This is a genomic window from Candidatus Magnetaquiglobus chichijimensis (genome assembly GCF_045865675.1).
GTDB lineage: Bacteria > Pseudomonadota > Magnetococcia > Magnetococcales > Magnetaquicoccaceae > Magnetaquiglobus > Magnetaquiglobus chichijimensis.
The window spans coordinates 650,060-662,103 of the sequence record NZ_BAAFGK010000004.1; the positions used below are offsets into that span (position 1 = coordinate 650,060).

The window sequence follows — 12,044 nt, forward strand, 5'->3', positions numbered from 1 at the left end:
ATGTATTTATCAAGTGTAAAAATAATTGACACTGCGTTCATCCTGGTTCGGATGGGGGGCTGTTGGGTAATATTTTGTGCGGCATGATTCATGCTTGCTTCCTGGTCCAAAGATCACGCATCACTCCCGACCAACATAAGCGAGCCGTACACCTTGAGCGTATCTTCTCATCGAACCAGAAGGCAACCACCACGTCGCGTCACCCGGAGGAATCTGGGTGGGGTGGTGGCCGTTTTGACGGCGCTCTCCTTGAGCGGCTGTTCGGTGGTGACCAGCGCCTTGACCCCGGACGAACGGGAAAAACAGGTCGAGGCGGATCGGGGATGGCTGTTCAAGGATGGCAAGCCCCTGGAGGGTCCGCTCACCCTGCACGAGGCCATGGCCCGCGCGTTGAAATACAATCTGGATTATCGACTCAAGCGCATGGAAGAGGTGGTGGCGCGCCAGCAGGCGGAGGTGGCGCGGCTCGACATGTTGCCCCGCTGGACCCTTGCCGCCGGGTATTCGGCGCGCACTCCGGAAAACGCCTCGGTGAGCCGGTCGCTCTCCACGGGCATCGTCGAGACCGATCCATCGATCTCGCGCGAGAAGGCGACCGGCACGGCGGATTTCACCATGAGCTGGAATCTGTTGGATTTCGGCGTCAGTTACTACCAGGCCCGCCAGGAGGGGAACAAACGGCTGATTCAGGGCGAACAGCGCCGCAAGGCGGCCCACAACCTTCTCAAGGATGTGCGTTTCGCCTATTGGCGCGCTGTGGCCGCCCAGGGGCTGGAACGGGAAGTGGCCGCGGTGCTCAAATCCGCCGACGAGGCGCTGGCCACCGCGCGCCAGGTGGAACAGGAGAAACTCCGTTCTCCGGTCCACAGCCTGCAGTATCAATTGGGGTTGCTGGAGATCGTCAACCAGTTGGAGCGGGCGCGGGCCGAGTTGACGGTGGCGCGGGAAGAGCTGGCCACCCTGATCCATCTGCCCCCCGGTGAGCGGTTCGAACTGGTGGACGATGGCAGCTCGGGGGCCGAGCCTTTGGCATTGGCCGCGCCGATCGACGAGCTGGAACGGCAGGCGTTGACCCAGCGACCGGAGTTGCGCGTCGAGGCCTATCAGGCGCGCATCGAGGCCGACGAAACCCGCAAGGCGATCGCGCGTCTCTTTCCCGGACTGGAGTTCGATGTCGGCGAGAACTTCGATGGCAGTCGCTATCTGCTTTATCAGCACTGGGCCCAGGCCGGGGCGCGGTTGAGCTGGAATCTCTTGCGCGCGCTGAACGGCGGACAACAACTGGATCTGGCCGACAGCCGGGAAAAGGTGATCCAGATGCGGCGGCTGGTGATGCACATGGCGATCCTTGGCCAAACGCGCATCGCCTATCACGAATACCTGGCCGCGCGGGATGGCCTCAAGCGGGTGCAGGAGGAGAACACCACCCGCGCACGCTTGCGCGACCATGCCGCCAACCGTGGGGAGATGGGGCTGGACAGCCAGCTCTCCTATGTGCATGCCGTGGCTTCGGGGGTGCTCGGACGGGTGCGGCAGTACGAATCCTTCGCCCGCTTCCAGAGCGCCCTCGGTCGGTTGTACGCCACCCTCGGCTGGGATCCCTTGGACGAGTTGGGTGGGGATCTGGAACTGGTGCGGTTGACCCGGCTGTTGCGCGTTCACGATGCCGAGTGGCAGAAGCGGCTTTTTGCGCAAGGGGACGACACGGCGATCCGGGATGCCCTGACCGAGAAGCCGCTCCCCTGGCGTGCGTCGGGGTCGCAAACGGCCCAAAAGGATGGGGCGCGCGGCGCGATTTCGACCGAAACGAACAAAACGCCGCCACCCTCCGTGTCTTGGGGTCCAGCCGGGAGCGGCGAAGAACCGGTGGCCTTCGAAACCACCCCCTTGCCGTTCGTCAAGCCGCTGGCGCGGATGGTTCGCCCCACGCTCTCATCCTGGTCCGAACGCGCAAGCCCGGATACGTCCGCGCCGGTAGGCACGAATCCCGCGCCCGGTTGGTCCGAACGCGCAAGCCCGGATACGTCCGCGCCGGCGGGCGCGAATCCCGCATCCAGTCGCCTGGATACGTCCGCGCCGGCGGGCGCGAACCCCGCATCCAGTCGTCTGGATACGTCCGCGCCGGTGCGTTGGGACCAGGCGCCGGTCGTGTTGTCGTTTGACCGGAAGGGGGGAGCGATGTCGTTGGCGGAATCCAAGGCGGAGGTCGGCGAACCGTCACCCGTCACGGTGGCTGCTCCCGCGCCGCGTCCACCGTTGCCCACACCGTCGGTCGTGAAACCGGAGAGCAAGGTTCGCTATGCGGTGCAGGTGGCCTCGGGTGCCAACTCCGCCGCGTTGGACTCCTTGATCGAGCGTCTGCGCGCCAAGGGGTATTCGCTGCGGATCCACGAGACCCGAGATGCAGAGGGGGTGTCGGTCAAGCAGGTCTGGATCGGGGTCTTCGAGCGTCACGCCGACGCCAAGGCGGCCCGTGATCGTTATCAGCAGCGCGAACAGCAGGTGGGTTTCGTGCGGGTGATCCAGGAGCGGGAGGGCTGACCCCGCCGCGACAACCGTTATCAGCAGCGCGAACAGCAGGTGGGTTTCGTGCAGATGATCCAGGAGCGGGAGGGCTGATCCCGCCGCGACAACCGGATAGATTTCGTGCGGGTGATCCAGGAGCGGGAGGGCTGACCCCGCCGTGACAACCGGGGATGGGTTTCGTGCGGGGGTGCGGAAGCGTCAGGGTTGCCCCCTCTTTCGAGGGGGGCAACCCTGACCAGGGTTCAACGATCGAGATTGACCGCGATGAACAGCACGCCGCCATCGCGCGCCACGCGCAACAGCACGTTGCGATTTTTGCCGAGCTTGTCAATGGCCTGTTCGTAGTCGTTGGGGCTCTCCACGGACTGCCGGTTCACATCCACGATCACATCGCCGGCGCGCAACCCGGCCTTGGCCCCGGCGCCATCCGGATCGATTTTGGCCACGACCACCCCCTTGATGTCGTCGCCCAGGCGACCCTGACGGCGTTGGTTGTCGCCGAGCGCTTTCACCTTGATGCCGAGAGGATCGGTTTTGTCGGCGTCGGCGTCCCCCTTGCTGGCTGCGGCGGAACTCTCTTCCTTGGGCAATTCGCGCACCTTGATCTGCACGGTCTGCTCTTTGCCATCGCGCAGGATCGCCACCGGAACCTTGTTGCCCACGGCTGTCGCGGCCACGATGGTGGGCAGATCGCGCATTTTGTGGATCTCCTGGCCGTTGAACTTCAGGATCACATCCCCGGCCTTGATCCCGGCCTCCTGGGCCGGACCGGATTTGACCACCTGGGAGACCAGCGCGCCGCGCGCGGTTTCCAATCCGAGGGCGGACGCCAACTCCTGGGTGACCATCTGGATGCCGACACCGATCCAGCCGCGTGTCACCTTGCCGGAGCTCTTGAGTTGGGTCACGACGTTTTTGGCCATGTTGACCGGAATGGCGAAGCCGATGCCCATGTAGCCGCCGGAGCGGGAAAAGATCGCGGTGTTGATGCCGATGACGTTGCCATCGAGGTCAAAGAGCGGACCGCCGGAGTTGCCGGGATTGATGGCCGCGTCGGTTTGCAGAAAATCTTCGTAGGGACCGTTGCCAATGGCGCGGCCCTTGGCGGAGATGATCCCCGAGGTGACTGTGGCTTCCAGGCCGAAGGGGTTGCCGATCGCCACCACCCAGGCGCCCACCTTGATGGCGTCGGAATCGCCGAGCTTGGCGGCCTGGAGTTTTTGTTTCACCGGGATCTGGATCAGCGCCAGATCGCTTTTCGGGTCGCTGCCGATCACCTTGGCCACGAACTCCCGCTCATCGACGAGCCGGACCTTGATTTCGTCGGCCTCTTCCACCACATGGTTGTTGGTGAGGATGAACCCGTCGGCGTCGATGATCACTCCGGAGCCGAGATTCTGGGTTTGCATCTCACCCTGGGGCATGCGGTCCATGAAGGGTTGGAAGAAGTGTTCGAACGGGCTGTTCTTGAAGGGGTTGTTCGGCATCGCCTGCTTGCCGCCCCGGGCTTTTTTGCTGGTCTGGATGTTGACCACGACCGGTTTGAGATTCTCCACCAGGGCGGTGAGATCCGGCAGGTCACGCGCCGTGGCGGATGCGATGCCGACCAGCAGAAACGCCACGCCGACCATCCACCCCATCCAGGTTCTCGCTGAAACAGACCGCTGCATTTCATTTTTTCTTTCCATCGCGCATCTCCCGCCGGCGGTTGTACGTGGGGTGCCGGCCCCCATTGGTTGTCTTCCCTTTGGATGAGCGTGCCGAACCGGGTGGTTCGGATCACCGCTCCCCTTTTTCCGTCAGAAACGCCGAATAGGCCTGATCGGTCTTGGTGATGTGGGTGATCAGCCAGTTCTCGAGAAACCGCAGCATTTGGTGGGAGACCTCCAGGCTGTTGGTGGCGAAGTGACTTTTGAACTCCACCACCTTGGCCTTCATGGCTTCATGTTCGGCCAGGTGACGCTCCAACTCCGGATAGCCGTGTTTCCGCATCAGCCCCTCTTCGCGACCGAAATGTTCGATCGTGTAGGCCTGAAGCTCCCCGAGAACCTGTTCCGCGTCCTCCTTGCCGTAGGACTTCTGCATGGACTGATAGACCCGCCACACCATGTCGAGCAATTTTTTGTGGTCATCGTCCAGGATTGCGACACCGACGCTGTATTCGCTTTTCCAGCCGTGCTTGCGGCGCAGGTAGTCGTTCTTGAGCATGATGACGAACGGGATGGTCAGGGATACCGCCAATCCGACCGCCAGTCCGAACTGCCAACTCAACAGCATCACGAAGGCGACGAATCCACCCCAGATGGCCCATTCCGTGGTTTCGATGCTTGTTTTCATGGTGCTCTCCTGTTTCGTGATGGGTTGCCGGGGGGGATGCGAGGGGTTGAAGAAGAGGCAGACCATTTTGTGTGAATGATGGTCCGATAGTCTACAGAAGGTTCCCAGCCTTTGCCAGGAATAACGAAGATGCGGATGGCTACGGATGGCCGTGTCATGATACGAAAGGGCGTCAGGGAGGGAAGGCGTGGCCCTCCCTCCCTGACGGTGGGAGATCACATATCCATGTCGTCCATGCCGTGACCACCGCCGGGCGCGGGTGCGGCATCTTTTTTGGGGAGGTCCGCGATCATGGCCTCGGTGGTGATCATGAGTCCCGCGACCGAGGAGGCCGACTGGATGGCGATGCGCACCACCTTGGTCGGATCGATCACGCCGCGCGCCACCAGATCGGCATATTCATCGGTCTGGGCATCGTAACCGAAGTTGCCCGAGTCGTTCTCGAGCACGTTGTTGATCACCACCGATCCCTCGCGACCGGCGTTTTCGGCGATGATGCGGGTCGGTTCCTCGAGCGCGCGGCGCACGATGCGCACCCCCACATCCTGATCCGCATTGGCGAGTTTAAGGCTCTCCAGGGCTTTGGCCGAGCGCAGCAGCGCCACGCCACCACCGGGCACGATCCCTTCTTCGACGGCGGCCCGGGTGGCGTGCAGGGCGTCGTCCACCAGATCCTTGCGCTCCTTCACCTCGATTTCGGTGGCTCCACCCACATTGAGCACGGCGACGCCGCCCGACAGCTTGGCCATCCGTTCCTGGAGCTTTTCGCGATCGTAATCCGAGGTGGTCTCCTCGATTTGACGCCGGATCTGGGCGATGCGGGCATCGATCTGCGTCTTGACGCCCTGGCCATCGACGATGGTGGTTTCGTCCTTGCCCACCACCACCGACTTGGCCCGACCGAGCATGTCCAGGGTGGTGCTTTCGAGCTTGAGGCCCAAGGCCTCGGAGACCACCGTGCCACCGGTCAACACCGCCACATCCTCCAGGATCGCCTTTTGGCGATCGCCGAAACCGGGGGCCTTGATGGCGCAGATCTTGAGGCCGGCGCGCAACTTGTTGACGATCAGGGTGGCCAGTGCCTCGCCTTCGACATCCTCGGCCACGATCAGAAGGGAGGATCCGGAGCGGACCACGCCCTCGAGAATCGGGATCATCTGCTGGAGATTGCTGATTTTCTTCTCCACCAGCAGGATGTAGGGGTCTTTGAGTTCGCACACCATCTTTTCGGGATTGGTGACAAAGTAGGAGGAGAGATAGCCGCGATCGAACTGCATTCCCTCGACCACATCCAGGGAGTTGGCCAACACCTTGGCCTCCTCCACGGTGATCACCCCCTCCTTGCCCACCTTGTCCATCGCCTCGGCGATCATCCGGCCAATCTCCTGGTCACCGTTGGCGGAGATGGTGCCGACCTGCGAGATCTCTTCGGACTTGGTGACCGGACGGGCCCGCTTTTTGAGTTCATCCACCACCACCTGGGTGGCGGCGTCGATACCGCGACGCAGATCCATGGGGTTCATGCCGGCGGCCACCGCCTTGAGACCCTCGCGGGCGATCGCCTGGGCCAGCACGGTGGCGGTGGTGGTGCCGTCACCCGCCGCGTCGGCGGTCTTGGAGGCCACCTCGCGCACCATTTGCGCGCCCATGTTTTCGAATTTGTTCTCCAGTTCGATCTCCTTGGCCACGGAGACCCCATCCTTGGTGACGCGCGGCGCGCCCCAGGATTTGTTCAACACCGCGTTGCGCCCTTTCGGACCCAACGTTACCTTGACGGCATTGGCCAGGGTGTTCAGCCCCTTGATCATGGACGCGCGCGCGTCCACTCCGAATTTGATCTCCTTGGCAGCCATGCTCAACACGCTCCCTCGATGTTCGATCCCGAAGGATCTTGAATGGATGATGTTATCCGATCACGCCCATGACGTCGGTTTCCCGCAGGATGACATACTCATTGCCCTGCAATTTCACATCGGTTCCGCCGTATTTTCCAAACAGGATCCGATCGCCGACCTTGACTTCCAGAGGACGGATGGTGCCATCGTCGCGCACCGCGCCACGACCCACAGCCAGCACCTCGCCTTGGAGTGGTTTTTCCTTGGCCGTGTCTGGGAGGAGGATGCCGCCGGTGGTCTTCTCCTGTTGCTCGACCCGCTTAACCAGAATGCGATCATGCAGGGGTTGGAATGGAATGGTCATGAGGGGGGGTCTCCTTGAAATCAATCTTGATTTGTGATGCCTGAACCGTGGGTGTCGTGCCTTGGACGCCGGTTCCACCGGCATGCCCGTCAGTGCCTTTGATGATTTTTCGTAAACAGATGGATACGAGTCGGCCATTGTGCAAGAGGGGAGATCGGGAAATTTTCCCGCCATTGATTGTTAATGCTTGTTTACGATTCGGCGAGATTTGCGAGATGAGACATTGAAAGTCAGATTCTTTGATGTATGATAGATCCAGGTGGCAATTTTTTGCATGATGGGGGAACGCCCCCTCATCTCCACCGTGAGGCTCTCTTTAGGAGTTGTTGCACGGGAAAATGGGGGTGTTTTAAGTCAAACCAAAGGCCGCCAAGAGTCCATGCCTGAATGGGGAGCTTATTATCATGGTCATCGCTAATCTAGCCGATGTGATCCGGGAAGCCATCGACGAGACGGTGGTTGCTTTTTTCACCACCGATATCGGCATCAAGGCCGGTCCATCGGTCTCCACGACCGCGGATGAGACCTATGTGCCACCGCAGGCCGACGTCACGGCGGTTATCGCCTTCAACGGCGCCATGGAGGGGGGGGTGCATGTTTCGGCGCCGTTCCACTGCGCGGTGGGACTGGCCGCCGCCTTCTCCGGCGATGAGCTTGAAACCTTCAACAACACGGCCAAGGACGCCATCGGCGAATTGGCCAACATCATCGCGGGCGCGGTCAAGAGCCGCATCTGCGAGGACATGATCAATCTCACCCCGCCCCAGGTGATCGTCGGACGGGATCATCAGATCGGCTACACCAAGCCCCTGGGCAGCACCAAGTGCTATTTTCGCACCGACAATGGTCCGTTTTTCGTCGAGGTGTTCTACCGCGCCTGAACGTCGTTTGTTTCAGCTCACCGGTCTGTTTTTCGTCGAGGTGTTCTACCGCGCCTGAACGTCGTTTGTTTCAGCTCACCGGTCCGTTTTTCGTCGAGGTGTTCTGCCGCGCCTGAACGTCGTTTGTTTCAGCTTACCGGTCTGTTTTTCGTCGAGGTGTTCTACCGCGCCTGAACGTCGTTTGTTTCAGCTCACCGGAGTGTTCGCGTCTTCTCCGTGGCGCGCATGACGTGTGCCTGGGCGGCGTTGAGTTGCGCCCGCACGGCGGCGGGGTCGGCGAACTCCCCGCGATCGTTTCTGGCCAGCCGTTCCAGGGCGTCCAGAGCCTGTCTGGCCTTGGTGGCCTGATCCAGAATCTCTTCCGTCAGCTTTCCTGCGATTTTCGGCATTGTTTTCTCCCGCCTCCTCTATCCGACGCATCGGTTGTTCCAGGGCATTCGGCTTGTCAAGGACGTGCGGAAATGGCGTGGTTGCAGCTCTCGATGGAACCGTTCTCCTCCTGGCATTTTTTCTGTTCAAAGGCCCGGTAGACCGAACGCCCCACCTCCTGGGAGGTGCATGCGGGAAGCGTGGCGACAAGCAGGAGCAGGATGAGGAACGACGGGAACAACCCGGAGCGGCGCAGAGGATGATGCCGGTTTGATGCGCATGAACGGTCTTGGCTGGGCATGGTGACTTTCCACGGGCGGTTCGGGTGATTGGAGCGGAGGAGGGCGTCGTGACGCCCGGCCTGGTCGGGGATCCCGGATCGGTCCCGCAACCAGCCGGGCGGTTTGACGCACGATGGAGATGATACGACTTCAAGCCCCGTTTGGGAACCGTCTTCCTCCGCCCCTCCCGATCACCCGTCCGTCACTTCAAGCTCCGTTTGGAATGGCGCCTTGTCCTGACACCTCCCATCACCCGCCCATCATGCGGGTGCGCATGTATTCGGCCATCACCGAAAGACCCGTTCCCACCACCCCACCGCCGATCATGCCGTTGACCGCCGCCTTGCGTTCCACGCGTCGCAGACGATCATCGAGTCTGGCCATCCAGTCGGTCTGGTGCTCCTGTTGTTGCTGGATCGCCTCAAGACTGCCCTGCACCTTGCCCATGCTCAACAGCAGGTCATGCAGCAGGGCATCGAAAGGGTTGCCGGCGCCGTTCATGGGCGGGTATCCCCGGTCAGCACGCCGATCAACCCCGATACCCCGGTGCCCACGGCCACCACGTCATTCACGGTATCCGGCGAGATCGACACACCGAATGCGGTCAGCAGCATCACCACCCCGCGCCAGGTTGAGGGTTCGCGAAAACGTTCGATCCAAAGTGTGTTCATACCTTCTCCTCCACATAGCGATGCCAGTTGTGAATGAATTCCGCTTCGGTTCCGGCTCCGAGCAAGGTGTTGTAATGTTTTTTCCAGTAGCGGGCCAGGCCGGGCAGATCCTCGGCGGCGGGCAGGGGTTCGCGTACCCGCCGATAGTGGATCCGACACATGACCGCGGCCAGCATCAGGTCGGTGATCATGCGTTCGGGAAGGGGCAGGGTGGGCCACCATCCGCGCACCCTCTGGAGCGTCGCCGGTTGATGGTTGAGAAAATTCTCCCAGATATCCCGATAGGTGGCGGGTTCCATCTGGAACACCCCGAGGGCCGGTCCGCCGCCCACCTGTTTGAGATGGCGTCCCATGCCCGACTCTTGCGCCGCCGTGCCCATCAAAAGCGCCTCCGCCGCCGGCGACTCCATGGCGACGAGGGCCAGGGCGGGTCGAACGACCTGCTCCCGGAACTGTTTGGCTTGCATGCTCATGATTCTCTCCTTTGTGATTTTTCATTCACATCCGTGGGGTCTGAATGGCTGTTTCATATCTCACATTAGATTATCAAACTTGTCACGAGGTTGGATTTCATCAAATCCTTCTGTAAATTAATATGATTTTTAATATATTTAAGTCTCTTGAATATAAATATTTTACATCTAAGATTTTTCGTATGAATAATTTTTTCGTGATAAAAAATGCCATTGCAAAGGAAAAAAAAATCATTGAAACTTTACATGGAATCTGTAACATCTTGGCCAGAAAGGAATTCAACTTTGATGCAACATCAGATTCACCCATGAGTCGTGAATGCTTGCTCACATTCTTGACTGATTCGTGAAATTTGGTTTGAATTCCACTTCAACTTACTACGGAGATTTTTTGATGCCAGAGCTATACTTTCAGGTCCGCGGCGAACGAGGGGTTCCCCTGGAAATCGTTGTCCGCAAAACCGGAAAAAACCTCACCGCCACCTGCTCCTGCTCCGCGGGAGTCGATGATATCTGCCAACACCGGATCACCCTGCTCTCCGGTTCCAGCAAGGATGTCATCAGCAACAATCCCGAAGATGTCAAAAAGGTGGTAGCCTGGATCGCGGGCACCGATGTCGGCAGAGCGCTCCAAGACATGGTTGACGCGATCAAGCATCTCGAGAATGCCCGAGAGGATTTTGCCGACGCGCGCAAACGGCTGATCAAGGCCTTGAAAGATTGATCATCGCCACGCCATGGAACTCTCGAGGAACTTTCCATGGCGATAGGGGGTGAGAGGATTCACTCCCGACATACCTGCTGGCCCCATTTCATGGAAATCTGAGGATCTCATTCGCATGGAAACTTATTTATGGTTGAAACTGTTCCTGATTCTGCTTCTGATCATCGGGAATGCCTACTTCGTCGGTTCTGAAGTCGCGATCACCGGCGCACGACGCAGCAAAATCCGCCAGTTGGCCGAAAACGGCAACAAGGCGGCGCAACGGGTCCAAGATCTCCATCAGGAGCCGGAGCGGTTCTATTCGGTCACCCAGATCGGCATCACCATCGTCTCCCTGGCGCTGGGCGCCGTGGGCATGGACACCCTGGCCCTGATCATGGATCCCTGGTTCCAGGGACTTTTCGGCGTGTTCGGTTCCAGCGCGGAGTTGACCAAGACCGCCAGCTTCACCGCCTACATCACCGCCTTCATCATCATCTCTTTCCTGCATGTCGTGGGTGGCGAGCTGGCCCCCAAGATCCTCGCCTTCCACAAGGCCGAGGCCGTGGCCATGGCGGTCTCCTGGTCGGTGAACTTCCAGTACACCCTCTGGACCCCGGTGATCTGGGCCATGAAGCACGCCTCCAATTTCCTGCTCTGGACCTGGGGGCAGGGGGACCTGATCGGTTCTCATGGCGAACACTTCACCATGACCCAGGATGAAATCCGCACCATCATCACCGCCAGCGAAGGCGCCGGCGTGCTCAAACCCGAAGATACCCGGATGATCCACGGCATCATCGACATGGGTGAGCGCACGGTTCGTTCGGCCATGGTGCCGCGTACCGACATCCTTGCCTTCAGCAAGGAGACCACCCTCATGGATGCCCTCACCCGGTTCCGCGATGTGCCGCATGCCCGTTACCTGGTGTATGAGAGCAACCTGGACAACATCCTCGGTTACGTGGCCATGAAGGAGCTTTTGAGCGTGATGGCCGAATCCAAGGAGTCCCAGATCGACCGCCCCATCGCCGAATATTTGCATCCGTGCTACATCGTACCCAACAGCAAGCGGTTGCGGGATCTGCTCAAGGAGTTCAAGGCCAACCGTCAGCAACTGGCGGTGGTGATCGACGAGTATGGCGGAACCGAGGGGATCATCACCCTTGAGGATATCCTCGAGGAGATCGTTGGCGACTACGAGGACGAATTCACCCAGGGCACGCGGCGCGTGAAGAAACTGGATTCCGGTCAGTTTGTGATCGATGCCTCGATGCGCATCTCGGACCTGCGCACGGTCTTGAACTACAACTTCCCGGAAGTGGACGAATACCGGACCATCGGTGGTTTGATCTATCACGAACTCGGTCATGTCCCGAGCGCCGAGGATGCCGTCAATCTGGATGATGCCAAGATTTCGGTATTGGAGATGGACAATCACCGCATCACCAAGGTAAAATTCGAACGCATCGTCAAGCCTGTCAAGGCGGAAGGCGAGGAGGCTTCGGGCGCGGAAGCGGCTTCCAGCCACGCCCACTGATCCGTCAGATTGCAGGTTTCACCACGCCCGGCGATGCGTCGCCGGGCGTTTTCGTCTTGATTGT

13 protein-coding genes are annotated in these 12,044 nt (G+C 60.2%); 4 read left to right on the top strand and 9 right to left on the bottom strand.

All coding sequences use genetic code 11. The features are described 5' to 3' along the window. Positions 1–225 precede the first annotated feature (225 nt). The gene (locus ACOY6C_RS07125; protein ID WP_420904789.1) at positions 226–2,541 is read left to right on the top strand and encodes an SPOR domain-containing protein; all 2,316 of its coding nucleotides are present in this window, start codon (positions 226–228) and stop codon (positions 2,539–2,541) included. 227 nt (positions 2,542–2,768) lie between these two features. On the opposite strand, the gene ACOY6C_RS07130 is transcribed toward ACOY6C_RS07125, so the two are convergent. The 4 genes from ACOY6C_RS07130 to groES all read right to left on the bottom strand — a co-directional run bounded on the left by ACOY6C_RS07130 (position 2,769) and on the right by groES (position 7,056). Next, a complete protein-coding gene (locus tag ACOY6C_RS07130; protein ID WP_420904790.1) occupies positions 2,769–4,166 on the bottom strand; it encodes a DegQ family serine endoprotease in 1,398 nt (465 codons plus the stop codon). A gap of 139 nt (positions 4,167–4,305) precedes the next feature. Next, complete coding sequence (locus ACOY6C_RS07135) at positions 4,306–4,863, bottom strand: bacteriohemerythrin (protein ID WP_420904791.1); 558 nt, start codon at positions 4,861–4,863, stop codon at positions 4,306–4,308. A gap of 215 nt (positions 4,864–5,078) precedes the next feature. After that, positions 5,079–6,716: a chaperonin GroEL gene (gene groL / locus ACOY6C_RS07140; protein ID WP_420904792.1), complete on the bottom strand. Its 1,638-nt coding sequence runs from the start codon at positions 6,714–6,716 to the stop codon at positions 5,079–5,081. Positions 6,717–6,768: 52 nt separating this feature from the next. Next, complete coding sequence (gene groES / locus ACOY6C_RS07145; RefSeq protein WP_420906098.1) at positions 6,769–7,056, bottom strand: co-chaperone GroES; 288 nt, start codon at positions 7,054–7,056, stop codon at positions 6,769–6,771. A 410-nt stretch (positions 7,057–7,466) separates the two neighbouring features. Between groES and ACOY6C_RS07150 the strand changes: the two genes are divergently transcribed. Continuing rightward, positions 7,467–7,943: a chemotaxis protein CheX gene (locus ACOY6C_RS07150; RefSeq protein WP_420904793.1), complete on the top strand. Its 477-nt coding sequence runs from the start codon at positions 7,467–7,469 to the stop codon at positions 7,941–7,943. 191 nt (positions 7,944–8,134) lie between these two features. Here the strand turns inward: ACOY6C_RS07150 and ACOY6C_RS07155 are convergent, their stop codons facing one another. The 5 genes from ACOY6C_RS07155 to ACOY6C_RS07175 all read right to left on the bottom strand — a co-directional run bounded on the left by ACOY6C_RS07155 (position 8,135) and on the right by ACOY6C_RS07175 (position 9,737). Next, positions 8,135–8,332, bottom strand: coding sequence for a hypothetical protein (locus tag ACOY6C_RS07155; RefSeq protein ID WP_420904794.1), 198 nt, complete (start codon positions 8,330–8,332; stop codon positions 8,135–8,137). Between the two features lie 56 nt (positions 8,333–8,388). Continuing rightward, positions 8,389–8,613, bottom strand: coding sequence for a hypothetical protein (locus ACOY6C_RS07160; RefSeq protein WP_420904795.1), 225 nt, complete (start codon positions 8,611–8,613; stop codon positions 8,389–8,391). Positions 8,614–8,842: 229 nt separating this feature from the next. Then, a complete protein-coding gene (locus tag ACOY6C_RS07165) occupies positions 8,843–9,094 on the bottom strand; it encodes a hypothetical protein (RefSeq protein WP_420904796.1) in 252 nt (83 codons plus the stop codon). After that, positions 9,091–9,264, bottom strand: coding sequence for a hypothetical protein (locus ACOY6C_RS07170; RefSeq protein WP_420904797.1), 174 nt, complete (start codon positions 9,262–9,264; stop codon positions 9,091–9,093). The genes ACOY6C_RS07165 and ACOY6C_RS07170 overlap by 4 nt, the downstream gene beginning before the upstream one ends. Beyond that, the gene (locus ACOY6C_RS07175) at positions 9,261–9,737 is read right to left on the bottom strand and encodes a hypothetical protein (RefSeq protein WP_420904798.1); all 477 of its coding nucleotides are present in this window, start codon (positions 9,735–9,737) and stop codon (positions 9,261–9,263) included. Before ACOY6C_RS07175 ends, ACOY6C_RS07170 begins: the two co-directional genes overlap by 4 nt. Positions 9,738–10,083: 346 nt before the next feature. On the opposite strand from ACOY6C_RS07175, the gene ACOY6C_RS07180 reads away from it, so the two are divergent. Both ACOY6C_RS07180 and ACOY6C_RS07185 read left to right on the top strand, forming a co-directional pair. Beyond that, positions 10,084–10,461 (top strand): hypothetical protein, encoded by a 378-nt coding sequence (locus tag ACOY6C_RS07180; RefSeq protein WP_420904799.1) that lies wholly within the window; start codon positions 10,084–10,086, stop codon positions 10,459–10,461. A 115-nt stretch (positions 10,462–10,576) separates the two neighbouring features. Beyond that, complete coding sequence (locus ACOY6C_RS07185; RefSeq protein ID WP_420904800.1) at positions 10,577–11,980, top strand: hemolysin family protein; 1,404 nt, start codon at positions 10,577–10,579, stop codon at positions 11,978–11,980. The last annotated feature ends 64 nt before the right edge of the window (positions 11,981–12,044 follow it).

Bases quoted from the DNA above. Each gene is read 5' to 3' on its own strand.
- ACOY6C_RS07160 (WP_420904795.1), bottom strand. From the start codon at position 8,613: ATGCCCAGCCAAGACCGTTCATGCGCATCAAACCGGCATCATCCTCTG.
- ACOY6C_RS07170 (WP_420904797.1), bottom strand. From the start codon at position 9,264: ATGAACACACTTTGGATCGAACGTTTTCGCGAACCCTCAACCTGGCGC.
- ACOY6C_RS07185 (WP_420904800.1), top strand. From the start codon at position 10,577: ATGGAAACTTATTTATGGTTGAAACTGTTCCTGATTCTGCTTCTGATC.
- ACOY6C_RS07165 (WP_420904796.1), bottom strand. From the start codon at position 9,094: ATGAACGGCGCCGGCAACCCTTTCGATGCCCTGCTGCATGACCTGCTG.
- groL (WP_420904792.1), bottom strand. From the start codon at position 6,716: ATGGCTGCCAAGGAGATCAAATTCGGAGTGGACGCGCGCGCGTCCATG.
- ACOY6C_RS07130 (WP_420904790.1), bottom strand. From the start codon at position 4,166: ATGGGGTGGATGGTCGGCGTGGCGTTTCTGCTGGTCGGCATCGCATCC.
- ACOY6C_RS07155 (WP_420904794.1), bottom strand. From the start codon at position 8,332: ATGCCGAAAATCGCAGGAAAGCTGACGGAAGAGATTCTGGATCAGGCC.
- ACOY6C_RS07135 (WP_420904791.1), bottom strand. From the start codon at position 4,863: ATGAAAACAAGCATCGAAACCACGGAATGGGCCATCTGGGGTGGATTC.
- ACOY6C_RS07175 (WP_420904798.1), bottom strand. From the start codon at position 9,737: ATGAGCATGCAAGCCAAACAGTTCCGGGAGCAGGTCGTTCGACCCGCC.
- ACOY6C_RS07150 (WP_420904793.1), top strand. From the start codon at position 7,467: ATGGTCATCGCTAATCTAGCCGATGTGATCCGGGAAGCCATCGACGAG.